The organism is Malaciobacter sp., assembly GCF_055140965.1.
In genome coordinates this window covers 1-24,737 of the sequence record NZ_JBSRRO010000011.1, presented here as the reverse complement: position 1 = coordinate 24,737, position 24,737 = coordinate 1, and the positions used below count along the sequence as shown (strand labels likewise).

Below are 24,737 nucleotides of genomic sequence, written 5' to 3'. Positions count from 1 at the left end.
TTCCTTTTAATAAATTAAGCTCTACCTGATAACATGCCATACATAGTCATAGGTTTTAAGGCATATACTTTTAATAACCACCAAATATATCTTTCTTGAGTAGGATCTAAAGGAAATGATGGAGTTGGTTTTTTTGTCCAGTTAAACTCAGCCAACATTACTTTCCCAATATCAGTAATTAAAGGACAAACTGTGTATCCTTCATATTTTGAAGTTAAAGGTTTTTGTTCCATTAATGAGATTAGATTATCTACTAGAACTTTATACTGTTTTCTAACACTTCCACCAGTTTTTCCCATTGGAACAGCAGCAATATCTCCTATTGCAAATACATTATCATATTTAACATGTTGCAAAGTCTCTTTATTTACAGGAACATAACCTTTTCCTGAACCAATAGCAGAATTACCAATTTCATCAGGTGCTTTCATAGGAGGAGTAATATGCAATAAATCAAAAGGAACTTCAACATCTTGATGTTTTAAAATCATATCATACTCTTCTAAGTCTTCATCCCATGCACCTTTTTCAAGCCACTTTTTATCAAATGTTGCAATTTTATTTTTTAAATCAACACCTGTTAAGTTATGTTTATAATTCCACTTCATTCCTCTTTGTTTAAACTGCTTTACAATAGCATCATGATACTCTTTAACTCCAAACATAGTTGAACCATTTGGATAAAAAGTTAATTCTGCATTTTCTCTAGCACCTGCTTCTACTAATCTTGAATTAGTAAGATACATTATTTTTTTAGGAGCACCACCACACTTAATTGCTGTATTAGGATGAGTAAATACTCCTTGCATTTTTTTTGATCCAGTTTTAGCAGCTTCAACAAATTTTTGCATTTGTTCCCATGTTTTAACTGAACTATCTACATTATATATTGAACAAACTCCAGAATCAGCAAAAGTATCAAGTATTTTTTTAGCACTACCAACTGTTTTAGCTTCACCAATATCTTCCAAGCCTTTGATTCTTCCAAAATCAAGAGATAATCCAGCTGCAACAATTAAATAATCATATGAAATATCTTCGCCTGAGCCAATTGTTAGTTTATTATTCTCTGGATCAAAATCTACTGCTTTATCAGATATATGTTTTACTCCAGTTGGTATAAAATCTTTTGTGTCATACATAACATCTTCTTTTTCATAAACTCCAGATGCTACTAATGTATTTCCTGGTTGATATGATACTGATTTTGGATTTGGTTCAATTATAGTAATATCAGGATTTGATAATGAATTTGTTAATTTAGCAGCAGTAGAAACACCTGCAAGTCCCCCACCAACAATTACAATTTTTGCTTTAACATCACTAGCTTTTGCAGTTGTTGCTGCTTGGGCTTCATCTCCTCCCATTAAAAATGCAGCTGAGCCTAAACCTGCTACTTTAAAAGCATCCCTTCTAGAAATACCCTCTTTTTTTAATTTAGAGTCTAATAAATCTAATGCGTCATTAAGCTCTTTATTTGCCATGTTGCTTCCTTTTATAAATTTATCTTATAAAAGAAGCATAACTAAAAGTAAATAATATAGTACTTAACTATAACTTAAACGAATAATATTTAATATTTATCTAACTTATAATACTCAAAGCTTTTTTATAATCTTCTGGGTGGTTGAGATTTATAAATTCATCTTCATTATTAAACTTTACAATCTTTGTTTTAACAGAGTCTAATAAAAAAGATATTTTATGCATGTCCTCTAAAAGCATACTATTCACAACCTTTTTAATATCTTTTGAGAATACACCACATAAATTATGAACTCTTTTTGTTTGTGCTACTGTAATATCATAATTTTCACTTTGATTTATCAACTCTTTAATTGATTCTATTTTTATCAAAGGTGTGTCAACAGTTATCAAAAAGAATTTATCATAACTATTTGTTTTATTTATAATATTTGATAAGCCAACTATAGGAGAGTAAATAGAAGAATCTTCCAAAAGTAAGTTTGCTTCAAAATCGAATTTATTATTTTTACAAGAAAGATATATCTCTTTAAAATAAGGTTTTAATCTATTGTATTGGTATTTTGCTAAAGAGGTTTCATTTGCGAATGGAAGAAGAGATTTATCTTCTTTCATTCTTGAGCTTTTCCCACCACATAAAATTATACAAGGTATATCAAATTGTGGTTTCATAATTATAAAGAGTTTGGATCAGTTATGTATCCAGAGATTGCACTAGCAGCTGCAACTGCACTATTTGCAAGGTAGATTTTTGAACTTCTACTTCCCATTCTTCCAACAAAGTTTCTATTTGTAGTTGAGATACAAACTTCATTATCTCCTAAAATCCCCATATATCCTCCTAAACATGCTCCACAAGTTGGATTTGATACAACTGCACCTGCATCAACTAAAATATCAATATATCCTAATTTTGTTGCATCTCTTAAAATCTGTTGTGTTCCAGGAGTTATGATAAGTCTTACATGTCTTGCAACTTTTTTACCATCTAAAATCTTAGCTGCAACTTCAAAATCACTTAATCTTCCATTTGTACATGAACCTATAAATACTTGATCAACTCTAATTTCATCTTCAACTGCTTGAGAAATAGAATGTCCATTTGATGGTAAAAATGGATATGCTATTACTGGTTCTAATTTCTCTACATCTATTTCAATAGTTTGACAGTAGTTTGCATCTTCATCGCTATAATGTATTTTTGGCTCATCTCTTAAAGATTTTTTACTGTCTAAGAACTCTTTTGTAACCTCATCATATGCAACTATACCATTTTTAGCTCCAGCTTCAATAGCCATATTACATAAAGAAAATCTATCATCCATACTCAAATAAGGAATTGTTGTTCCAGTAAATTCTAAAGTTTTATAAAGTGCTCCATCAACACCTAAAATTCTAATTATTTCTAAAATTAAATCTTTTCCAGTTACATATTTACTTGGCTTACCATTAAATACTACTTTAATTGACTCTGGCACTTTAAACCAGTTTCCACCTGTAATCATTCCAAAAGAGATATCTGTACTTCCCATACCCGTACTAAAAGCACCTAAAGCACCATGTGTACATGTATGTGAATCAGCACCAATAATAACATCTCCTGGTAAGACTAAACCTTTTTCAGGTAAAAGTGCGTGTTCAATTCCCATATCTTTTTCATCAAAAAAGTTTTTCAAATCATGTTTCATTGCAAAATCTCTTGAGATTTTTGCTTGGTTTGCACTTGCTATATCTTTTGCTGGAATAAAGTGATCAAGTACAATAGCAAAACCGTCTGGATTAGCAAGTTTCTCTTTCCCACTTTCTTCAAATGCCTTAATAGAAATAGGCGTGGTAATATCATTACCAATTACCATATCTATATTACATCTAATGATTTCTCCTGCATATACTTCTCTTCCAATATGCTCACTAAATATTTTTTCTGTTATAGTTTGTTTCATTTATTCCTACTTAATATATAATTTGTCAAAAATTATATCTAAAAAAAAGTTAACCTTACAAAAAGCCTATACTTCTTCTTTATTTTTGCCCCAAATTTGTTTATATATAATAATCCCCACAGCAAGATTAATAATCATATCTGCAAGATTAAATATTGCAAACTCAAAACCACAATGCCAATATATATAATCAACAACTGCTTCATATGTGAATCTATCTAAAATATTAGATAATCCTCCTGCAAACAAAAGAGCAATTGGCAAAGCATACTCTTTTAAAACAGCTTTATTAAAGTATAAATAAATAACTCCTATAAATACTAAAGCTAATTGAATATATTTTAAATACTCTTTTAAAAAAGAGAACATAGAAAATGCAACACCATAATTGTAAGCTAGTTGAAAAGATAAACAACTTCCTTCATAACCCCAGTTATTATAAACAAAAGCATATTTAATAGCTTGATCAGTTATAAAAATAGTTAAAAATATTAAAAAAAGTAGTACTGTTTTATTCATAGTCTATTTTTAAAAAACTCTGTCAATTTTTCCATATACTCATCTACTAGCTTTTTATCTTTGCCCTCAAGTAAAACTCTTAATTTTTTTTCTGTTCCTGAGTATCTTATTAAATCTCTCATTCCTAAGCTTTTAATCTCTTCTTGAAGCTCTTTTAAGCCTTCAATTTTATTTAATGGCTTTTTTTCACCAACAATAATATTTTTTAATACTTGTGGATATAAATCAAAAGGATTTAATATTTCACTAGCTGTTTTTTTACTTTTAACCATCATTGCAAGAACTTGTAAAGCACTTGCCAATCCATCTCCTGTTTTTGCTACATCTGAAAAAATTATATGTCCACTTTGTTCACCACCAAAGTTTAAAGAACAATTTTTCATTCCTTCTAATACATATTTATCCCCAACATCACTTCTTTGAAGTTCAATATTGTGTTTATTTAAATAATCTTCTAGTGCTTGATTACTCATAACAGTTGCAACACAAGCATTTTTTGATAATAAATTTTGACTACTTAAATAAGTACACAATGCACCAATAAGTTTATCACCTGATATAACTTCACCTTTTTCATCAACTACTACTAATCTATCAGCATCACCATCAAGTGCAATTCCTATGTCTGCTCTAGTTTCTAATACTACTTTTCCAACATTTTTAGGATGAAGTGCCCCACAATCATCATTGATATTATATCCATTTGGAGTATTATTAATAGTTATTACTTCTGCACCTAACTCTTCAAGAATTGTTGGTCCAACTTTATAAGCAGCACCATTTGCACAATCTAAAACAATTCTAATACCTTGTAAAGTTAAATCTTTTGGAAAAGAACTTTTAATTGAAACAATATATCTTCCAATAACATCATCAATTCTTTTTGAAGCTCCTATTTCTTTTCCAGTTTTTTGTTGAGAACTTAGGTATTCTTCATTTGCAAAAATATTTTCAATTTCTGTTTCACATTTTGAATTTAATTTATTTCCATGATTATCAAAAAATTTAATTCCATTATCATCATAAGGATTATGAGAAGCACTAATCATAATTCCAGCATCACATCTCATGCTCTCTGTTAAGTATGCAATTGCAGGCGTAGGCATAGGGCCTATTTGAATAACATCATAGCCAACTGCTGTTAATCCTGATACAAGAGCATTCTCTATCATATAACCACTTCTTCTAGTGTCTTTTCCTACCAAAATTTTATTTGTCGTAGAATGTTTTCTAAAATGTATCCCAGCTGCCATTGCAAGTTTCATTGTAGTTATTGCATCCAAAAACTCACCAGCTTTTCCTCTTACTCCATCAGTTCCAAATAGTTTCATTAAATCTTCCTAAATTTAAACTTAATTTAAAGTTGTTTTAGGTAACATTCTACCCTTAAATTTTTTACAAAGAGGTTAAAATAAAATGGCAAATCATAAATCTGCTGAAAAAAGAGCTAGACAAACTAAAGTTAGAACAGAAAGAAATAGATTCTACAAAACAAGAGTTAAAAACATAACTAAAGATGTATTATCTGCTGTTGAAGCAAATGATAAAGAAAAAGCAACTGAAGCAATGAAAACTGCAAATAAGTATATTCACCATTGTGTAAGTAAAGGTATATTAAAAAAAGGTAATGCAGCTAGAAAAGTTAGTAGATTACAAACTAAAGTAAATGCTATATAATCTAAAGGTTATATAGTAAATATAATTATGCTAAAAGAAAAACTGCAACATTTTATAAATAAATATGAAGAGATTAACGAAATGTTGATCTCACCAGAAGTTACATCTGATATAAAAAAGATGACAGAACTTTCAAAAGAACAATCAGCTATTGAACCAATTGTTACTAAAGCAAAAGAGTATATTAAAGTTCTTGAAGGTATTGAAGAAAGTAAAATACTTTTAGAAGACAAAGAGTTAGGTGAACTTGCAAAAGAAGAATTAAAAGAGTTAGATTCAGCTAAATATAGTTTAGAAGAAGAGATTAAAATTCTTATGATGCCAAAAGATCCAAATGATGACAAAAATATATATTTAGAGCTAAGAGCTGGAACAGGTGGAGATGAAGCTGCTATTTTCGTAAGTGATCTATTTAGAGGTTATTTAAGATATGCAGAAAATAATGGTTGGAAAGTTGAAATAATGAACTCAAGTGAGAATGAGGCTGGAGGCTATAAAGAACTGGTACTTTTAGTAAAAGGTGACCATGCGTATAGTAAGCTAAAATTTGAAGGTGGAACACACAGAGTTCAAAGAGTACCAGCAACTGAATCACAAGGTAGAGTTCATACATCAGCAATTACTGTTGCAGTTATGCCAGAAGTTGACGATGTAGAAATAGAAATCAATCCAAATGATTTAAAGATTGATGTAATGAGAGCAAGTGGTAATGGAGGACAATCTGTTAATACTACAGATAGTGCAGTAAGAATTACTCACCTTCCAAGCGGACTTGTTGTAACAAACCAAGATCAAAAGTCACAACATAAAAATAGAGAAAAAGCCATGAAAGTTCTTAAAGCAAGACTTTATGATTTACAAATGAAAGAACAAATGGCTCAAGAAGGTGCAGATAGAAAAGCCCAAGTTGGAACTGGAGATAGAAGTGGAAGAATTAGAACATATAATTATCCACAAAATAGAGTCTCAGACCACAGAATTAACCTTACTCTTTATAGACTTGAATACATAATGAATGATGGATTATTTGATGAAATAATTGATCCATTAATTGCAGATTATCAATCAAAACTTATGGAAACAAGTGACATATAGTTTGTCACTTCTTTTCATCTTCTTTCTTACTTAATTAAAAAATAGTAACCAAAATGTAACCAACTAATTTTATAATTTCTCTATCAAACATCAATGGAGAATAAAATATGACATTAAAAAAAACAACATTAGCAATTCTTGCAAGTGCTGCTTTAACTGTAAGTTTAAGCGCTAGAGATCAAATAAAAATGGTTGGCTCATCAACTGTTTATCCTTTTGCATCAGCAGTTGCTGAAGAGTTAGGTGCAACAACAAAATATCCTACTCCTGTGGTAGAATCAACTGGTTCAGGTGGTGGTATGAAACTATTTTGTGCAGGTAATGATTTAAATACACCTGATATTACAAATGCTTCAAGAAGAATGAAAACTAAAGAGTTTCAATTATGTGAAAAAAATGGTGTAACTCAAATCACAGAAGTAGTTATAGGATTTGATGGTATAGCACTTGCTGAATCAAAAGATAATAAACCATTTTCAGTAACAACAAAACAACTAGCATTAGCAGTTGCAGCAGAAGTTCCAGGAAAAGATGGAAAACTAATTGATAATCCTTATAAAAAATGGTCTGATATTGACTCTTCTTTACCAAATAGAGAAATTATTATTTATGGTCCTCCAAAATCATCAGGAACAAGAGATGCATTTGAAGATATGATTTTAAAAGGTACATTCAAAAAGATGCCAGAATATACATCTTTATATAAAAAAGATAAAGAAAAATATAAAGCTTATAAAAAATACCATAAAGTAAGACAAGATGGTGTATATGTTCCATCAGGTGAAAATGATAACTTAATTGTTCAAAAACTTGTAAAAAATAAAAATGCATTTGGTATTTTTGGATATTCATTCTTAGTTGAAAATGAAGACAAGTTAATAGGTTCAAAAATAAATGGAGTAATGCCAACTCCAGATGCAATTTCATCAGGAAAATATCCAGTATCAAGATCACTATTTTTCTATATCAAAAAATCTCATGAAAAAGATGTTCCTGCTATAAAAGATTATGTAAATATGTTCACAGATGATATGATGATTGGTGAAAATGGAATTTTAACTGAAATTGGTCTTATTCCTTTACCAAAAGCACAAAGAGAAGCTGTAAAAACAAGAGTTGCAAAAAGACAAAATCTTACATTAGAAGATTTAAAACACTAAATATTAAAGAGGATTTTACTCCTCTTTAATTTATCTAAACTAGCTATAAATATAGGTCTTTATCTATTTTGACAAATAAATAACAAAGATCTATATATATAACTACAAAGGTCTTCTTATGTCGACTTCAAAAAATCAAAGTGAAAATTTTAGTATAATTGTTGATAAGTTAGATTATGCATTTCAACCAATAGTAAATACAAGAACTGGCAAAACTTTCGCTGTTGAAGCTTTAATAAGAGGATATCAAAATCTTGGATACCAATCTATTTTAGATCTATTTGATAGTTTTTTTGATAAAAAAATATTATATAAGATTGATCTAATTTTAAGAAAAAAAGCTATAGAAAAATTTAGTCACATAAAAATAGAAGATTTAAAACTTTTTTATAATTTAGATAATAGACTTTTATATATGCCTGATTTTGAAAAAGGTAATACAAATAAGATTTTGAATGAGCTTAATATAAAAGAGAGATCTATTTGTTTTGAAATAACAGAAAATGGCTCAATGCAAAATAAAATAATGATTAATAAAATTTTAACTAATTATAAAAGTGAAGGTTTTAATATTGCAATTGACGATTTTGGAACTGGTATTTCTGGACTTGAACTTTTATACTTAAGTGAAGCAGATTATATAAAACTTGATAGATTTTTTATAAAAGATATAAATAAAGATTCAAGAAAAAAACTATTTTGTTCTTCAATTGTCGAAATGGCACATGTTATGGGAATAGTAGTAATAGCTGAGGGAATAGAAACGATTGCTGAATACTACACTTGTAAAGAGATTAATATTGATTATATTCAAGGTTTTTTAATTTTAAAACCAAGTTTAAATATACTAGATATAAAAGATACATATGAAGATATCCCAAATCTTTTTAAAAATGATAGAAGAAACAATAAAAGTAATTTAATTGATAAAGATTATATTGAATTTATTGAACCACTTAGTATAAATTCAAGTTTACATGATCTATTTTTATATTTTAAAGAGTTTCCAAATAATACTTTTGTTCCAATTATTGATGAGTATGAAACACTTATGGGAGTAGTTTATGAAGTAGATATAAAAAAACTATCTTATTCACAATATGGCTTATCACTTGCTCAAAATGTATCTTTTAGATCAAGATTAAGTTCATATATAAAATCATCATTATCTATTGAAGTATCTTGGGGAATAGATAAAACATTAGAGATGTTTAATTTAAGAGGTAATGAATCAAAAGGTATATTTGTAACTAAAAATAGTAAATATGTTGGATTTATCAATGTAAATAATCTTTTATCTTTATCCTTTAAAAGAAATATAGAGATTGCACAAAATCAAAATCCTCTTACAAAACTTCCTGGTAATAATCAAATTGATAAGTTTATAAAAGAGAGTTTTAATACTGAAGATATAACGCATATAGCCTACTTTGATTTTAATGACTTTAAGCCTTTTAATGACTATTATGGATTTAGACAAGGAGATAGAGCAATACTTATATTTTCTGAATTATTACAAAAAAATCTATCTAAAAATAGTTTTATTGCACATATTGGAGGAGATGATTTTTTTGTTGGATTTAGAGGTAAAAAATTTGAGAAAGTATATAAAAAGATAGATCAAATACAAGAAGAGTTTAGACAAAGCGTTAGTAGTTTATATAATGAAGAAGATAAAGAAAATGGCTTCATAAGAACAAAGGATAGATTTGGTGTTGTGAGAAAATTTAAACTTTTAAGTGTATGTTCTGCCATAATAGAAATTACAAAATATTCAAACTCTTCAAACCTTGATAAAGTATTAGGGAAAATTAAAAAAGACTCCAAGCTAACAACTACTCCACTTGCTAGTTGCATTCTAATGTAACCTATTTGTAACCAATTTTCTATAGAATTTTTAAAATTTTAGAAGTAAAGGTAAATGTATTGACACCCTTTGAAACAAGAAATAAATCCACAGAGATAAAAGAGAAAATAATTAAAGCATTTTTAATTACCGCTTCAATTATTTCTATTTTAACAACATTTGGAATTCTATTTTCGATTCTTTTTGAAGCTATAGAATTTTTCAAATTAAGAAGTTTTTGGTACTTTATTACAGGTACAGAATGGTCACCAGGAATAGCAAATAGTAAATTTGGTGCAGTTCCAATTTTTACAGGTACTTTTGTAATTACAATTATTGCAATGGCAGTTGCAATACCAATTGGCTTGGGAAGTGCTGTTTATATGAGTGAGTACGCATCAGGAAGAGTAAGAAATACTTTAAAACCACTTTTAGAAATTCTTGCAGGTATTCCAACAGTTGTTTATGGTTTTTTTGCTGCAATTACAGTAGCTCCCTTTGTTGTAAAAGCAGCTGCTTCATTAGGTTTTGAAGCCTCATTTAACTCAGCTCTTGCATCTGGTATTGTAATGGGAATTATGATTATTCCTGTAATTGCATCATTAAGTGATGATGTAATTAGAGCTGTTCCAGACTCACAAAGAAAAGCTTCTTTAGGATTGGGCTTAACTCATGGGGAAACAATAAAAAATATTGTTTTACCCTCTGCAATGCCAGGTATAATCTCAGCTTCATTACTAGGTCTTTCAAAAGCTTTAGGTGAAACTATGATTGTTGTTATGGCAGCTGGATTAAGACCAAACTTATCGATCAATCCTTTAGAAGATATGACAACAGTAACAGTTAGAATTGTTGATGCACTTGTAGGAGATCAAGCTTTTAACTCTCCTGCAACACTTTCAGCATTTGCATTAGGACTTGTTTTATTTGTTGTAACATTAGTATTAAATATCGTTTCACTAATGTTAATTAGAAAATTCAAAGAAAAATATAAAGTGAATACATTATGATAATAAGAAGAAAAAAGAATAAAAAAGAAGAGAATCCATTTTATGACCCAAGTTTAAAAAATAGGCATAAAAGTTCAAGAAGATTCAAGTTATTTACCCTTGCATCACTTATTTTTTCTATTGCATTTTTAGCATTTTTCTTAACAGATATAGTTACTAAAGGTGCACCTGCTTTTAAACAGGCATATTTACTTGTTGATGTAACATATAATGAAGCATCAATAAAAAACTATAGAAAATCAATTGATAGAAAATACACAGGTGTTGTTTCAAGAGCATGGATTAGAGAAGTTCCAAATATGATTGAAAAAGATCCTAGTTTAATGGGTAAAACAGTCTCAACATGGGTTTTAGCAGATGATCAAGTAGATCAATATTTAAAAGGTCATTATTATAAATTAAAAAGAAAAGATAGAATTATAGTTGATGATTTAAAAGCTGAAAACAAAGCACGACTACAATTTAATAAACTCTTTTTTGAAAATGGTGATTCAAAAACACCTGAATATGCAGGTTTTAAATCAGCAATTATAGGTTCAGTGTTAACACTTCTTATTACAATGCTTGTTGCTTTTCCTATTGGAGTTATGACAGCAATTTATCTTGAAGAGTTTGCAGAAGATAATAAGTTTACACAAATAATAGAAGTAAATATAAATAATCTTGCAGCAATTCCATCAATACTATTTGGTCTTTTGGGTCTTGCAATATTTATAAGCTTATTTGGGCTTCCTAGAAGTTCACCTTTAGTTGGTGGTCTAACTTTAGCACTTATGACATTGCCTATTATTATTGTAAGCGCAAGGGCTGCTTTAAGAAGTGTTCCTGATTCTATTAGACAAGCAGGTTATGGTCTTGGACTTACAAAAATTCAAGTAACTAGAGATCATGTTTTACCATTAGCTTTTCCTGGAATTATGACAGGATCAATTATTGGACTTGCGCAAGCCATGGGTGAAACAGCTCCACTTATTATTGTTGGTATGATTGCATTTATTCCAGATGCTCCATCTTCTGTTACACAAGCTGCAACTGTTATGCCAGCTCAAATATTCACATGGGCAGGAATGCCAGAAAGAATGTATATAGAAAAAACAGCAGCTGGTATTATTGTTTTATTAAGTGTTTTAATTTCACTAAATACACTTGCAATATATTTAAGAAAAAAATTCGAAGTTAAATGGTAGGAAATATTAAAATGAATAAAGAAAATATAAAAAATGAAATAAAAGTCAATGTTAAAGCTTTAAATTTGTGGTATGGAGACAACCATGCTTTACACAATATTGACGTAGATATCTATAAAAATAAAATAACAGCTTTAATTGGACCATCAGGATGTGGAAAATCTACATTTTTAAGATGTTTAAATAGAATGAATGACTTAATTTCAATTGTAAAAAGTGATGGGGAAGTAATAATTGATAAGAAAAATATTTATGATAAAGATGTGGATGAAGTAAGTGTTAGAAAAAAAATTGGAATGGTTTTTCAACAACCAAATCCATTTCCAAAATCTATTTATGAGAATGTAGCTTATGCACCACTTAAACATGGAATTGTAAAAAAGGGAAAAGAGTGTGATGAGCTAGTTGAATCATCTTTAAAAAAGTCTGGTTTATGGGAAGAAGTTAAAGATAAATTAGGTGAACCAGGAACATCACTTTCAGGGGGTCAACAACAAAGACTTTGTATAGCAAGAACAATTGCTGTAAAACCAGAAGTTATTTTAATGGATGAGCCAACATCTGCACTTGATCCAATTTCAACAGAAAAAATAGAAGCTTTAATGTTAGAGCTAAAACAAGATTATACAATTATAACTGTTACTCATAATATGCAACAAGCAGCAAGAGTTGCTGATTATACTGCATTTTTCCACTTAGGAAAACTAATAGAGTATGATGAAACAGAAACAATATTTGTAAATCCAAATAATAAAAAAACAGAAGATTATATTACAGGAAGGTTTGGATAATGTTAAAAACTTATGAAGAAAAAATTAAAACAATAAAAAATGAAATAAGGCAGATTGGTGAGATTGTATTAAAAGCCAATAAAACTTCATTAAAAGCATTAAAAGATAATGATATTAATTTATTGAAAGATATTGATTTATCATTAAAAAAATTAGTTTCAAAATCAAATGAAGTTGATAACTTAATAGTTACAACACTTGCTTTATATTCACCAGAAGCAAAAGATTTAAGACATATGGTTTCTTATTTAAAGATTACAAATGAATTAGTAAGAGCAGGTACTAATTCAAAAATATTTATAAAGACTTTTCGAAAATCATTTTCAGAAGAGCTTGATGAAACTACTATTTTAGAATATGCAATTCCCTTGCAAAAAGCTGCAGCTAGTGCACTTGAGATAACATTAAGTATGCTTGATGAAACAAATGAAAAGATTATTGAAGAGAGTTTTAATAAAGTATTAGTTGAAGAGAGCAAAACTGATGATTTATATGCTATGGTTGAGAAAAATATTTTAAAACTTATCTCAAAAAATCAAGAACTTTCAAAAGATTATTTTAACTTACTAAGTAGTTTAAGAAAACTAGAAAAATGCGCTGATAGAGCTACAAGTATTGCAAACTTAATTGTGTTTGCATACATAGGTGGAGAATTAGAACAATAATATATGAGAAAAGCCATATTAAAAATTAGAAATTATTTTGAGAATAATTATGAATTTCTTGCAGCAACTGTTATTTTTATAATAATTCTTGCTGCAAAACTAGATTTCCAAAAAACAATTGTTTTAATGTTAGAGTTTATAGTCATAATGGAAGTTATGAAGATGATTTCTGATTTTATAAAAAAAGCAAAATTAAGGCTTAGATATGTAATTGATATATTTATTATTTTTTTAATAAGAGATGTTATTATTTATACTTCTCGCTCAGAAAAAGACTATTTTACTATACTTTTTTTACTATTTGTGATTTTGATTTTCTTTATATTTAGAATACTTGCTATAAAATACTCTCCAAGTAAAAAAGATATTTTTATAAAAGAAGAAATAGATGAAAAATAAATTAATACTAATTGTAGAAGATGAAGAAGATATTTTAGAGTTACTTGAATATACATTACAAAAAGATGGTTACGAAACAATTGGATGTTTGAGCATTAATAAAGTAATTGATAAAATTTTAGATGAAGAGAATGTTGATTTAATCTTAATGGATAGAAATCTTCCTGGTATTGATGGTGCTACTTTTATTTCAAAAATAAGATCAAATGGTTATACAAATCCAGTAATTTATGTTACTGCAAAAGATAAAGATGAAGATATTTTAGAAGGTTTTGAAGCATATGCAGATGACTATATTACAAAACCATTTAATCTAAAAGAGTTATGTGCAAGAGTAAAAGCTGTATTAAAAAGAACATCTAAAGATATAGAGGTTTTAAAAGTCAAAGATATTGTATATAAAGCAAATAATAAAAGATTTTATATTAATAATGAAGCTATTGATTTAACACATTTAGAACATGATTTACTCCTAGAGTTTATAAAAAATAAAGATATTTTAATGTCAAGGGAGCATTTATTAAATACTGTATGGGAAGACTCAATTGAAAAAAAGCTAAAAACAGTAAATGTTGCAGTAAAAAGATTAAAAGCAAAAATTGACCCAAATGGTGAAAAAGAGTATATAAAATCTATTAGAGGTGAGGGATATATCTTTTGTTAAAAATTCATCAACTTTTCTTAAGAACCTTTATTATTATATTTTTTCTTATATTTTTAAGTATTAGTTTTACTACTTACTTTTGGTCAAAAAATATCTATATGGAACAAATAGAAAAAAACCTTTCTCAAAATATTGATTCAATTTCACTTGTACTAAATAATATTAAAGATATAGAAAAAATTGTAAACAAATTTAAAAACAAAACTAAGCTTAGAATTACAATAATTGATGAAAAAGGAAATGTTCTTACAGAAAGTGATAAAGATAAAGAATCTATGGATAATCACTTAAAAAGAGATGAAATAATTCATGCTAGATATGATGATTATGGGAAAAGTATAAGATTTTCCCATTCAATAAATAAAGAGCTTTTGTATGTAGCAAAAAAAATTAAACTAAATGGTTCTACTTATTATATAAGACTTGCTGATTATACAGATAAAATTCAAGAAAATTTTTTTAATTTATCTTTTCACGTCATAGCAATAATTACAATATTTTTGATTTTAGCATTTTTTGCTACTTATTTTATTAGTATTAAAATAAAAAATGAAACAGATGCTATATTGAAATATTTAATTGATTTAAGTGATGGAAGACCAAACTATCAAATAAGTTCAAACTATACACAAGAGTTCAATAAAATTGCAAGATTTTTAAACAAAGTCTCTTCTAAACTTTCAAAAAAAGAGAAACAAAAATCAAAACAAACAGCAAAACTAAAACTTGCAAATAGACAAAAAGATGAAATAATTTCAGCCATATCCCATGAATTTAAAAATCCTATAGCAATTATTTCTGGATATAGTGAAACTTTATTAACAGATTTGGATTTACCTGAAAATATGAGAAAAAAATTTCTTCATAAAATTCAAACAAATGGTAATAAAATGTCACAAATTATTGACAAACTAAGGTTATCATTAAAGCTTGAAGAGGGTAAACAACAAATCACAACACAAAGCTGTTCAATAAAAAAACTTTGTGATTGTGTAGTATCTGATTTAAAAGATAAATATAAAGATCATGAAATTATTATAGAAGGAGAAGATGTAACTTTAAAACTTGATGAAACTTTGATGGAAATGGCAATATCAAACTTAGTGGAAAACGCTTTAAAGTATTCAGAAAATGATGTAATAATTAAAATTGCACCCTCTTCAGTAAGTATCATAGATAAAGGCATTGGAATAGATGAGAAAGAGTTAAGTTTGATCAATAGAAAATTTTATAGAGTATCAAAAAATGGATGGAATAACTCTTTGGGTCTTGGACTTTTTATCGTTCAATCAATCTTATCATTACATAATTTTAGCCTTGAAATTAAAAGTAGACTTCATCATGGTTCAGAATTTATAATAAAATATTAAAAAATACTTAATTTAAGTATTTATTAAGTTTTATTAGACTATTATTTCACCTCATTAATCAAATCGGAGAAATAAATGAAATTTACTCAAATGGCAAAAGCTAACGAAATCGAGAGAGATTGGGTAGTAGTAGATGCAACTGATAAAGTATTTGGTAGAATTATTACTGAAGTTGCTACTATCTTAAGAGGTAAGCATAAACCATCTTACACTCCTCATGTAGATTGCGGAGATTACGTTATTATTATTAACGCTTCAAAAGCAAAATTTTCTGGAAATAAACTAGAAAGCAAAAATTATTATACTCACTCAGGATATTTTGGAAGTACTAAAACTCACAAAATGTCAGACATGTTTGAAAAAAACCCTGAGAAATTATATAAATTAGCTACTAGAGGTATGTTACCAAAAACAAAACTTGGTAAAGATATGTTAAAAAAATTAAAAGTATATGCAGGTTCTGAGCACCCTCATACTGCGCAAATTAAAGGATAAGACTAATGGCAAAAGTTTACGCAACAGGAAGAAGAAAATCAGCTGTAGCTAAAGTATGGCTAGAGAATGGTAATGGTCAACTTACAATCAACGGTCAATCTTTAGATGAGTGGTTAGGTGGTCTTGAATCAATTAAAAAAAGAGTTACACAACCATTAGAAGTATCAAAACAAGAAACTTCTGTAAATATCGTAGTTAAAACACTAGGTGGTGGATATTCTGCACAAGCAGATGCAGTAAGACACGGTATTTCAAGAGCTTTAGTTGCTTATGATGAGCAATTTAGAGCAATTTTAAAACCATATGGTTTATTAACAAGAGATGCAAGAAGCGTTGAGAGAAAAAAATACGGAAGAAAAAAAGCAAGAAAATCAGTACAGTTCTCAAAAAGATAATCTACTATTTTTATATGTTTTTACAAAGGAAGCAAAATACTTGCTTCCTTTTTTTATGCACTTTTTTAAGAAAAAACACTACAATACATTATGAAAAAAACAATTCTTTTAATTCTATTTAGTTTTAATTTTTTATTTGCAAGTATATTAAATCTATCTATTAGCTCAAGTCCTAGTAGATTAAATCCCATATTATCAAATGATAGCGCAAGCAGTCAAATTAGCCAGTGGCTTTTTAATGGATTATTAAAATATGATAAACATGGAAATATTGTACCTGATATTGCAAAAAAATTCTATTTTCAAACTGATACAAAACTAATAATAGAACTAAAACAAGGTGTTCTTTGGCATGATGGAGTTGAAGTTACTGCAAAAGATGCTTTATTTACATATGAAACTATTAAAAATCCTAAAGTTTATACCTCAATTGCTTCAAACTATAAAAAAGTTAAAAGTGTAGAAGTTTTAGATAAATATAAACTACAAATAGAGTATAAAGAACCTTACTTTAAAGCTTTAGAAATTTGGTTAATTGGTCTTTTACCTTATCACCTTTTAAAAGATGAAAAAGATTTAATGACAAGTAAATTTAATAAAAATCCCATTGGAACAGGACCTTATAAACTAAATTCATTAAAAAACTCTTCAGATATTGTCTTAAATGCAAATGAAAAATACTTTGAAGGAAAACCAAAAATTGATAAAATTCATTATAAATTTTATCCTGATACAACAACATCATTTTTAATGTTAAAGCAAAAGAGATTAGATGTTTCTTCTTTAACTCCTATTCAAATTGACAGACAAGTTAACAAAGAGTTTTATAAAAACTATAAAGTAATTGAAGAGCCTGCATTTTCATATACATACATGGCATTTAATCTAAAAAATAAAAAATTTCAAGATATAAAAGTTAGAAAAGCACTCTCTTTAGCAATAAATAGACAAGAGATGGTTGATATTTTGTTTTTTGGTCATGGTAAAGTTTGTAACGGTCCATTTTTACCTGGAACTTTTGCTTATGATGAATCTATTAAACCTATAAAACAAGATATAAAAAAAGCAAAAGAGTTATTAAAAAAAGCAGGTTATGACAAAAATAATCCATTGGAGTTTGAATTAACAACAAATACAGGAAATGATATAAGAATAAATGCAGCTCAAATTTTACAACATCAACTAAAAAAAGTAGGAGTAAATGTTAAAATTAGGGTATTGGAGTGGCAAGCTTTTTTAAATACAGTTGTTCACCCAAGAAAATTTGAAACACTTCTTCTTGCTTGGTCTCTACCTTTAATGCCAGATGCATATCCTATTTGGCATAGCAATTCACAAGAAATAGGAAGATTCAATTTTACAAGTTATGAGAATAAAAAGCTTGATAAATTAATAGAAAAAGGTGCTAAAACTATAAATAAAAAAGAACTCTCTAAAATATATAAAAGAATATTTAGAAAAATAACCAATGATTTGCCTTATCTATTTTTATTTATACCAAACTCAATTACTGTTGTTAATAAAGATATTAAAAATATTGAGCCAACTTTTTTAGGTATAATGCATAATCAAATTCATTGGGAAAAAATAAATAAGGAATAAATTTGAAAAAAAACAATATTATATTATTTGATTTAGATGGAACATTAATTGATTCAACTACTGCTATTATAAGCTGCTTTAGACATACATTTGAAGAACTTGCATATGATTTTCAAGGAGAAGATGAAGATATTAAAAAATTAATAGGCTATCCCCTTGATATTATGTACAAAGATTTAGGGGTTGATGATTTAAAAGTTTGGGATTTTGTTGATGCATACAAACAAAAATATAAAACTGTTTCAATAGAACAAACAAAACTTTTAGAAGAAGTAATAGAGTGCCTTGATTTTGCATCAAAATTTGCTAGACTTTCAATTGTTACTACAAAAACTGCTTTATATACAACTCCTTTATTAAAACACTTAAATATTTTAGACTATTTTGAACATATAACAGGTAGAGAGAATGTAGAAAATCCAAAACCACATCCTGAACCAATTTTGAAAACTTTAGATTTAATGAATTATGATGAAAAAAAACATAATGTATGGATGATTGGAGATACAAAATTAGATTTAATTTGTGCACAAGAATCAAATATTAATTCTGTTGGTGTTTTATGTGGATATGGAGAAGAAGCAGAATTAAAAGAGTATACAAACTTTATTACCAAGAGTTCATTTGATGCTGTAAAACTTATAAGTAATATCTGTAAATAGTACTTTTAATTTAAACTTATTATTCTAGGAATTAATACTTTATTAAGTCAACTTTAATTATTATTTATAAAATTGATAGAATTTTAAGGATAGATAATGATAAAAAAATTTGCTACTATGGATGGGAATGAAGCTGCTGCACATGTTTCTTATGCTTTTACAGAAGTTGCTGGAGTATATCCTATCACACCTTCATCACAAATGGGTGATATAACAGAAAAATGGGCTACTCAAGGTAAAGAAAATCTTTTTGGATCTACAGTAAAAGTAATAGAGATGCAAAGTGAAGCTGGTGCTGCTGGAACTTTTCATGGTTCATTACAAGTAGGAGCACTAACTACTACATATACAGCTTCACAAGGCTTGCTTTTAAAAATACCAAATATGTATAAAGTTGCTGGACAATTATTACCTGGGGTTATACATGTAAGTGCCAGAGCATTAGCTACTCATGCATTATCTATCTTTGGTGATCATCAAGATGTAATGAGTACAAGAGCAACAGGATTTGCAATGCTTGCAACTGGTTCTGTACAAGAAGTTATGGATTTAGGAGGTGTTGCACACTTAAGTGCCATAAAAGGAAGAGTTCCTTTTTTACACTTCTTTGATGGATTTAGAACTTCTCATGAAATCAATAAAGTTGAAGTAATGCCATATGAAGTATTTGATAAACTTCTTGATTACGATGCTGTACAAAAATTTAGAGATAGTTCACTTAATCCTGAATCACCAATTACTAGAGGAACAGCTCAAAATGATGATATCTATTTTCAAGGAAGAGAAGCAGCAAATAGATACTATAATGCACTTCCTGATATTGTAAATGAATATATGAGTGAAATATCTAAAGTTACAGGTAGAAACTATGCTCCATTTACATATTATGGAGATGAAAATGCAACTGATGTTATTGTTGCAATGGGTTCAGTTACAGAAGCTATAAAAGAAACAATTGATTATTTAAGAAAAACAGAAAATAGAAAAGTTGGTCTTTTAAGTGTTCATTTATATAGACCATTTTCTGCAAAATATTTTATGAATGTTTTACCTTTAAGTGTAGAAAGAATATGTGTAATTGATAGAACAAAAGAGCCAGGAAGTTTAGCAGAACCACTATATCTTGATGTAAGATCACTATTTTATGGACAAAAAAATCAACCAAAAATTATTGGAGGAAGATATGGTCTTTCTTCTAAAGATGTACCACCAAACCAAATTATTGCACTTTTTGATAATTTAGCAAGTAATAAATCAAAAGATAACTTCACTGTTGGTATTATTGATGATGTAACAAATACTTCAATTGATGTAAAAGAGAATATTTCTGTTGTTGAAGATGTAACAGAATGTCTTTTTTATGGACTTGGAGCAGATGGAACAGTAGGTGCAAATAAAAACTCTGTAAAAATTATTGGTGATAAAACAGATCTTTATGCACAAGCATATTTTGCATATGATTCTAAAAAAAGTGGTGGATATACAAGATCACACTTAAGATTTAGCAAAAACCCTATTAGATCAACTTATCTTGTATCAAATCCAAGCTTTGTAGCCTGTTCAAAAGAGGTTTACTTAGAACAATACGAAGTAGTTGATAAATTAAAAGATAATGGTACTTTTTTATTAAACTCAATTCATTCAAAAGATGAAATAGAGAATAAACTACCAAATAGAGTAAAAAAACTTCTTGCAGATAAAAATATAAACTTTTATATAATTAATGCAACAAGATTAGCCCATGATATTGGCTTAGGAAATAGAACAAATACTATTATGCAAGCAGCATTTTTTAAACTTGCAAATGTTATTCCATATGAAGAAGCAAAAGAGTATATGAAAGAGTATGCTAAAAAAGCATATGGAAACAAAGGTGAAGAGATAGTAAATATGAACTATCAAGCAATTGACCAAGGAGAACATGGAGTTGAAAAAGTAGAAGTAAAAAAAGAGTGGTCAAATCTTGAGGGCGGTTCTTTAACTATAAATTCAAAATACAATGGAAGTGAATATGTTGAAGGTTTTGCAAAAGTAGTAAATGCAGCAAAAGGTGATGAAATACCTGTATCTACTATTGTTGATCTTGGTATGGAGTGTGGAACATTTGAAAATGGTTCAACAAAATATGAAAAAAGAGGTATTGCAACAATGGTTCCAAAATGGAACAGCGATACATGTATTCAGTGTAATCAATGTGCTTTTGAGTGCCCACATGCAGTAATTAGACCTTTTTTAATGGATAAAGAAGAGTTTGAAAATGCACCTGAGGGAATAAAAAATCAAGCATTAGATGCAAAAGGCAAAGAGTTCAAAGAAAAAGATTTAAAATACAAAATTCAAGTCTCTATTTTAGACTGTACAGGTTGTAATATCTGTGTTGATATATGTCCTACAAAAGAGAAATCTCTTAAGATGGTACCATATAATGAAGAAGATGAAAATAATGAGCAAGAGAATGCTGATTACTTATTTAATGATGTATCTTATAAAGATTATTTAGTAGAAGCTTCAAATGTTAAAAATTCACAATTTGCGCAACCTTTATTTGAGTATCACTCAGCATGTCCTGGCTGTGGGGAGACTCCATACATTACCCTAGCAACACAACTATTTGGTGATAGAATGATGATTGCAAATGCAACTGGATGTTCATCAATTTATTCAGGTTCTGCTCCATCAACGCCATATACAAAAAATGAGAAAGGTGAAGGTCCAGCTTGGGCAAACTCACTTTTTGAAGATAATGCAGAGTTTGGTTATGGTATGCATGCTGCAATGGAAACTATTAGAAATAGAGTTGCACAAATTATGATTAAAACTATGGATAAAGTAAATAATCCACTAAAAGTTCTATATAAAGAGTGGCTAGAAAATAAAAATAATGGGGCAAAAACTCAAGAAGTAAGAGATAAACTTGTACCTCAATTAGAAGTTAATCAAGATTTAGAAGGGGTAAAAGAACTTTTAAATTTAAAAAAATATTTTGTTAAAAAATCTCAATGGATGATTGGTGGAGATGGTTGGGCATATGATATTGGATATGGTGGTGTTGATCATGTTTTATCAACTGGTGCAAATGTAAATATCTTAGTAGTTGATACTGAAGTTTATTCAAATACAGGTGGCCAGTCATCAAAAGCTGCTCGTGCTGGTTCAATTGCAGATTTTACAAATGATGGTAAATCAAATGCTAAAAAAGATTTAGGTTATATCTCTATGACATATGGAAATATTTATATAGCACAAATAAACTCAAGAGCAAATCAAAAACAAGCACTTCAAGCCATGAAAGAAGCAGAAGAGTATGACGGCCCATCTTTAATTATTGCTTACTCTCCTTGTATCGCCCATGGAATTCAAGGTGGATTAATGAAATCAGTAGAACAAGGTCAACTTGCAACAGATAGTGGATACTGGCCAATTTATATATTTGACCCAAGAAAAATAAAAGAGGGTCAAAATCCTATTAAAATATTTGGGAAAAAACCTAAATGGGAAAAATATGAAGAGTTTTTATTAAGAGAGAATCGATATAGATCTTTAAAGAAACTAAATCCAGAACATGCAGACTTTTTACTTGAAAAAAATAAAAAAGATGCACAATATAGATATAGACAACTTCAAAGATGGGCAGCTATGGACTATAGTGATGAAGTTGAAGATTTAAAAGAAGAAAATGAGGTTTAAAACCTCTTCTTCTTATATTCTTTGAAAATATACTACTTATTAATACTAATCACTCATTTACCTTTATTTAGCTAAAATTCAAATTATAATTAAATTTGAAAGGTTTAAAATGCCATTATTAGATAGTTTTAGAGTTGATCATACAATTATGCCAGCACCTGCTGTAAGAGTTGCAAAAACAATGAAATCACCAGCGGGGGATGTTATAACAGTATTTGATTTAAGATTCTGTGTTCCAAATGAAAAAATGTTAGGAGAAAAAGGTATTCATACATTAGAACATCTTTTCGCAGGTTTTATTAGAAGCCATTTAAACTCAGATAAGGTTGAAATTATTGATGTTTCACCAATGGGATGTAGAACTGGTTTTTATATGAGTTTATTAGGTAGCCCAAGTGAAGAAGAGGTTGCAAGTGCATGGAGAAAATCTATGGAAGATGTTTTAAAAGTAAAATCTCAAAATGATATTCCTGAATTAAATAAGTTTCAATGTGGTACGTATAAAATGCACTCACTAGATGAAGCAAAACAAATAGCTCAAGATATTCTAAATTCAGAAATTGGTGTAATGTCAAATAAAGAGTTATTCTTACCAGAAGATAAATTAAAAGAGCTAGAAGTATAGTGTATTCACTTGTAACTACAAAAGATGGCTCAAACACTCTTTATTCAAAAGAGTATAAACAGCATTATCATAATATAGATGATGGTGCTGTTTTTGAGACTTTATCTAAACATGTAATTCCTGCATTTACTTTTCATAAACAAAAAGATCAAGTAAATATTTTAGATATATGTTTTGGACTTGGATATAATACATTAGGAACTATTTATTATATTAAAAACAATAATATAAATAGTAAAATCAATGTTTATTCACCAGAATTAGATAAAAAACTAATTAATAGCTTAGAAAATTTCATATATCCCAAAGAGTTTCATACATTAGTTCCAATAATAAAACAATTATGTAAAGATTTTTATTATAAGGATGAACAAATTGAAATAACACTTTACATAGGTGATGCAAAAAATTATTTAAAAAATTTAGATATTAAATTTGATATAATCTACCAAGATGCATTTTCAAGTGATGTAAATTATGAACTTTGGACTAAAGAGTATTTTCAATTATTATACAACTTATCAAAAGAAGATACTATTATTACTACATACTCTATTGCAACGCCTGTTAGATTATCTATGTATGAAGCTGGCTTTAAAATATATGAATATATCCCTTTAAAAAGAAAACAAACCTTAGCATTTATCTCTTATCAAAATGTTTTAGGTAAATATATTGATATGGAGTTAAAAAAGATTAATAATCCAAAGGCAAAAGCTCTTTATGATAGATAACCTATTCTGCTAGGTTATCCAAAATATATTTTTGTAAATCTTTCTTTTGTAATTCTAATTTATTTGATTGCTGAAAAATCTCATTTATTTTTTTATTATACTCTTCATATGGGAAAAAAGGAAAATGTATTTGCCATCCTTTTTTTATTTGACTTAGTGCTACTTGATCAACTAGCCATACCCTAAAGAAGTTAAAAAAAATAAAAATAACAGCTGTTAAAAGCATTGCAACTATTATTGATACATGAGGATCTAAATTTGCAAATAAATTATGTGTTATAGTTGTAAAAGGTACTGTAAACAAAATAACTAAAGATATATATACTAAATATGCTCTAGCAACTTTCAACCTAAAGCCAAGTTTTACTGGATCTACATGCAATTTTTCTAAATATTGTGAATTCGCAATTAATAAATCTTTTAATAATATAGGTTGTTTAGATACAGTAAATACATAGTCTATAATCTTTTGCTTTAAAGATAATAGCATTTAAATTCCTTATTTTAATGTTTAAGTATTTTATCGAAATTTAGTTAATAATATATTAATACTCAAAGTTAAAGTTAATATAAGAAAATTATAAAGAAATAAGAAAGTAAAAGTAAATGCATAAGGTAAAAGCGAAGGCTAAAAAAAAAGCCCATATCTAAGATAACTGTAAAAAGTTAAAATAGATAAGGGCTTGTAAAAACTCAAGAGCTGGCAGAGGCCTACGTTTCCACACC

Annotated in this window: 24 protein-coding genes; 18 read left to right on the top strand and 6 right to left on the bottom strand. The window is 28.1% G+C overall.

All coding sequences use genetic code 11. The annotated features are described in order from the left end of the window. Window positions 1–14 precede the first annotated feature (14 nt). The 5 genes from ACTCCZ_RS04880 to glmM all read right to left on the bottom strand — a co-directional run bounded on the left by ACTCCZ_RS04880 (window position 15) and on the right by glmM (window position 5,278). Complete coding sequence (locus ACTCCZ_RS04880; protein ID WP_079578801.1) at window positions 15–1,484, bottom strand: NAD(P)/FAD-dependent oxidoreductase; 1,470 nt, start codon at window positions 1,482–1,484, stop codon at window positions 15–17. A gap of 100 nt (window positions 1,485–1,584) precedes the next feature. After that, on the bottom strand, window positions 1,585–2,157 hold the full coding sequence (gene mobA / locus ACTCCZ_RS04875; RefSeq protein ID WP_079578799.1) for a molybdenum cofactor guanylyltransferase MobA: 573 nt from the start codon (window positions 2,155–2,157) through the stop codon (window positions 1,585–1,587). A gap of 2 nt (window positions 2,158–2,159) precedes the next feature. Continuing rightward, the gene (leuC, locus tag ACTCCZ_RS04870) at window positions 2,160–3,428 is read right to left on the bottom strand and encodes a 3-isopropylmalate dehydratase large subunit (protein WP_079578797.1); all 1,269 of its coding nucleotides are present in this window, start codon (window positions 3,426–3,428) and stop codon (window positions 2,160–2,162) included. Between the two features lie 66 nt (window positions 3,429–3,494). Continuing rightward, a complete protein-coding gene (lspA, locus tag ACTCCZ_RS04865) occupies window positions 3,495–3,947 on the bottom strand; it encodes a signal peptidase II (protein WP_079578795.1) in 453 nt (150 codons plus the stop codon). Beyond that, window positions 3,944–5,278 (bottom strand): phosphoglucosamine mutase, encoded by a 1,335-nt coding sequence (gene glmM / locus ACTCCZ_RS04860; protein WP_079578793.1) that lies wholly within the window; start codon window positions 5,276–5,278, stop codon window positions 3,944–3,946. The genes lspA and glmM overlap by 4 nt, the downstream gene beginning before the upstream one ends. Window positions 5,279–5,363: 85 nt before the next feature. Here glmM and rpsT point away from each other — a divergent pair, with 85 nt between their 5' ends. The 18 genes from rpsT (at window position 5,364) to ACTCCZ_RS04770 (ending at window position 24,011) form a co-directional block, all read left to right on the top strand. Next, on the top strand, window positions 5,364–5,624 hold the full coding sequence (gene rpsT, locus ACTCCZ_RS04855) for a 30S ribosomal protein S20 (protein ID WP_079578791.1): 261 nt from the start codon (window positions 5,364–5,366) through the stop codon (window positions 5,622–5,624). A gap of 27 nt (window positions 5,625–5,651) precedes the next feature. Then, a complete protein-coding gene (gene prfA / locus ACTCCZ_RS04850; protein WP_079578789.1) occupies window positions 5,652–6,719 on the top strand; it encodes a peptide chain release factor 1 in 1,068 nt (355 codons plus the stop codon). Between the two features lie 107 nt (window positions 6,720–6,826). After that, the gene (locus ACTCCZ_RS04845; RefSeq protein ID WP_079578787.1) at window positions 6,827–7,879 is read left to right on the top strand and encodes a PstS family phosphate ABC transporter substrate-binding protein; all 1,053 of its coding nucleotides are present in this window, start codon (window positions 6,827–6,829) and stop codon (window positions 7,877–7,879) included. 118 nt (window positions 7,880–7,997) lie between these two features. Then, window positions 7,998–9,746: a GGDEF domain-containing protein gene (locus tag ACTCCZ_RS04840; RefSeq protein WP_079578785.1), complete on the top strand. Its 1,749-nt coding sequence runs from the start codon at window positions 7,998–8,000 to the stop codon at window positions 9,744–9,746. A gap of 59 nt (window positions 9,747–9,805) precedes the next feature. Further along, window positions 9,806–10,735 carry a phosphate ABC transporter permease subunit PstC gene (pstC, locus tag ACTCCZ_RS04835; protein ID WP_079578783.1) on the top strand — a complete coding sequence of 310 codons (930 nt, stop codon included), beginning with the start codon at window positions 9,806–9,808 and terminating at the stop codon, window positions 10,733–10,735. Continuing rightward, window positions 10,732–11,922, top strand: a complete 1,191-nt coding sequence (gene pstA / locus ACTCCZ_RS04830; protein ID WP_165786229.1) for a phosphate ABC transporter permease PstA — start codon at window positions 10,732–10,734, stop codon at window positions 11,920–11,922. The genes pstC and pstA overlap by 4 nt, the downstream gene beginning before the upstream one ends. 11 nt (window positions 11,923–11,933) lie before the next feature. Continuing rightward, window positions 11,934–12,713, top strand: a complete 780-nt coding sequence (gene pstB, locus ACTCCZ_RS04825) for a phosphate ABC transporter ATP-binding protein PstB (protein ID WP_079578781.1) — start codon at window positions 11,934–11,936, stop codon at window positions 12,711–12,713. Continuing rightward, window positions 12,713–13,378: a phosphate signaling complex PhoU family protein gene (locus ACTCCZ_RS04820; RefSeq protein WP_079578779.1), complete on the top strand. Its 666-nt coding sequence runs from the start codon at window positions 12,713–12,715 to the stop codon at window positions 13,376–13,378. The genes pstB and ACTCCZ_RS04820 overlap by 1 nt, the downstream gene beginning before the upstream one ends. Before the next feature lie 3 nt (window positions 13,379–13,381). Beyond that, window positions 13,382–13,777: a phosphate-starvation-inducible PsiE family protein gene (locus tag ACTCCZ_RS04815; protein ID WP_079578777.1), complete on the top strand. Its 396-nt coding sequence runs from the start codon at window positions 13,382–13,384 to the stop codon at window positions 13,775–13,777. Beyond that, entirely contained in the window at window positions 13,767–14,441 is a 675-nt protein-coding gene (locus ACTCCZ_RS04810; RefSeq protein WP_079578775.1) for a response regulator transcription factor, read from the top strand. The genes ACTCCZ_RS04815 and ACTCCZ_RS04810 overlap by 11 nt, the downstream gene beginning before the upstream one ends. 98 nt (window positions 14,442–14,539) lie before the next feature. Then, a complete protein-coding gene (locus tag ACTCCZ_RS04805) occupies window positions 14,540–15,811 on the top strand; it encodes a sensor histidine kinase (RefSeq protein WP_228145328.1) in 1,272 nt (423 codons plus the stop codon). Window positions 15,812–15,886: 75 nt separating this feature from the next. Further along, window positions 15,887–16,306, top strand: coding sequence for a 50S ribosomal protein L13 (gene rplM, locus ACTCCZ_RS04800; RefSeq protein WP_079578771.1), 420 nt, complete (start codon window positions 15,887–15,889; stop codon window positions 16,304–16,306). Between the two features lie 5 nt (window positions 16,307–16,311). Then, entirely contained in the window at window positions 16,312–16,701 is a 390-nt protein-coding gene (gene rpsI / locus ACTCCZ_RS04795) for a 30S ribosomal protein S9 (protein WP_079578769.1), read from the top strand. Between the two features lie 90 nt (window positions 16,702–16,791). Beyond that, window positions 16,792–18,303 (top strand): peptide-binding protein, encoded by a 1,512-nt coding sequence (locus tag ACTCCZ_RS04790; RefSeq protein ID WP_104412501.1) that lies wholly within the window; start codon window positions 16,792–16,794, stop codon window positions 18,301–18,303. A 2-nt stretch (window positions 18,304–18,305) separates the two neighbouring features. Then, the gene (locus ACTCCZ_RS04785; protein WP_079578765.1) at window positions 18,306–18,965 is read left to right on the top strand and encodes an HAD family hydrolase; all 660 of its coding nucleotides are present in this window, start codon (window positions 18,306–18,308) and stop codon (window positions 18,963–18,965) included. Window positions 18,966–19,061: 96 nt separating this feature from the next. Further along, complete coding sequence (gene nifJ / locus ACTCCZ_RS04780; RefSeq protein WP_079578763.1) at window positions 19,062–22,652, top strand: pyruvate:ferredoxin (flavodoxin) oxidoreductase; 3,591 nt, start codon at window positions 19,062–19,064, stop codon at window positions 22,650–22,652. A 109-nt stretch (window positions 22,653–22,761) separates the two neighbouring features. Continuing rightward, complete coding sequence (luxS, locus tag ACTCCZ_RS04775) at window positions 22,762–23,277, top strand: S-ribosylhomocysteine lyase (RefSeq protein WP_079578761.1); 516 nt, start codon at window positions 22,762–22,764, stop codon at window positions 23,275–23,277. Further along, entirely contained in the window at window positions 23,277–24,011 is a 735-nt protein-coding gene (locus tag ACTCCZ_RS04770; RefSeq protein WP_228145327.1) for a tRNA (5-methylaminomethyl-2-thiouridine)(34)-methyltransferase MnmD, read from the top strand. Before luxS ends, ACTCCZ_RS04770 begins: the two co-directional genes overlap by 1 nt. A 1-nt stretch (window position 24,012) precedes the next feature. Here the strand turns inward: ACTCCZ_RS04770 and ACTCCZ_RS04765 are convergent, their stop codons facing one another. After that, window positions 24,013–24,501, bottom strand: a complete 489-nt coding sequence (locus ACTCCZ_RS04765) for a hypothetical protein (RefSeq protein ID WP_079578757.1) — start codon at window positions 24,499–24,501, stop codon at window positions 24,013–24,015. Window positions 24,502–24,737 lie beyond the last annotated feature (236 nt).

Coding starts and splice junctions, on each gene's coding strand:
- ACTCCZ_RS04880 (WP_079578801.1), bottom strand. CDS start 1,484: ATGGCAAATAAAGAGCTTAATGACGCATTAGATTTATTAGACTCTAAA.
- mobA (WP_079578799.1), bottom strand. CDS start 2,157: ATGAAACCACAATTTGATATACCTTGTATAATTTTATGTGGTGGGAAA.
- leuC (WP_079578797.1), bottom strand. CDS start 3,428: ATGAAACAAACTATAACAGAAAAAATATTTAGTGAGCATATTGGAAGA.
- lspA (WP_079578795.1), bottom strand. CDS start 3,947: ATGAATAAAACAGTACTACTTTTTTTAATATTTTTAACTATTTTTATA.
- glmM (WP_079578793.1), bottom strand. CDS start 5,278: ATGAAACTATTTGGAACTGATGGAGTAAGAGGAAAAGCTGGTGAGTTT.
- rpsT (WP_079578791.1), top strand. CDS start 5,364: ATGGCAAATCATAAATCTGCTGAAAAAAGAGCTAGACAAACTAAAGTT.
- prfA (WP_079578789.1), top strand. CDS start 5,652: ATGCTAAAAGAAAAACTGCAACATTTTATAAATAAATATGAAGAGATT.
- ACTCCZ_RS04845 (WP_079578787.1), top strand. CDS start 6,827: ATGACATTAAAAAAAACAACATTAGCAATTCTTGCAAGTGCTGCTTTA.
- ACTCCZ_RS04840 (WP_079578785.1), top strand. CDS start 7,998: ATGTCGACTTCAAAAAATCAAAGTGAAAATTTTAGTATAATTGTTGAT.
- pstA (WP_165786229.1), top strand. CDS start 10,732: ATGATAATAAGAAGAAAAAAGAATAAAAAAGAAGAGAATCCATTTTAT.
- pstB (WP_079578781.1), top strand. CDS start 11,934: ATGAATAAAGAAAATATAAAAAATGAAATAAAAGTCAATGTTAAAGCT.
- ACTCCZ_RS04820 (WP_079578779.1), top strand. CDS start 12,713: ATGTTAAAAACTTATGAAGAAAAAATTAAAACAATAAAAAATGAAATA.
- ACTCCZ_RS04815 (WP_079578777.1), top strand. CDS start 13,382: ATGAGAAAAGCCATATTAAAAATTAGAAATTATTTTGAGAATAATTAT.
- ACTCCZ_RS04810 (WP_079578775.1), top strand. CDS start 13,767: ATGAAAAATAAATTAATACTAATTGTAGAAGATGAAGAAGATATTTTA.
- ACTCCZ_RS04805 (WP_228145328.1), top strand. CDS start 14,540: ATGGAACAAATAGAAAAAAACCTTTCTCAAAATATTGATTCAATTTCA.
- rplM (WP_079578771.1), top strand. CDS start 15,887: ATGAAATTTACTCAAATGGCAAAAGCTAACGAAATCGAGAGAGATTGG.
- rpsI (WP_079578769.1), top strand. CDS start 16,312: ATGGCAAAAGTTTACGCAACAGGAAGAAGAAAATCAGCTGTAGCTAAA.
- ACTCCZ_RS04790 (WP_104412501.1), top strand. CDS start 16,792: ATGAAAAAAACAATTCTTTTAATTCTATTTAGTTTTAATTTTTTATTT.
- nifJ (WP_079578763.1), top strand. CDS start 19,062: ATGATAAAAAAATTTGCTACTATGGATGGGAATGAAGCTGCTGCACAT.
- luxS (WP_079578761.1), top strand. CDS start 22,762: ATGCCATTATTAGATAGTTTTAGAGTTGATCATACAATTATGCCAGCA.
- ACTCCZ_RS04765 (WP_079578757.1), bottom strand. CDS start 24,501: ATGCTATTATCTTTAAAGCAAAAGATTATAGACTATGTATTTACTGTA.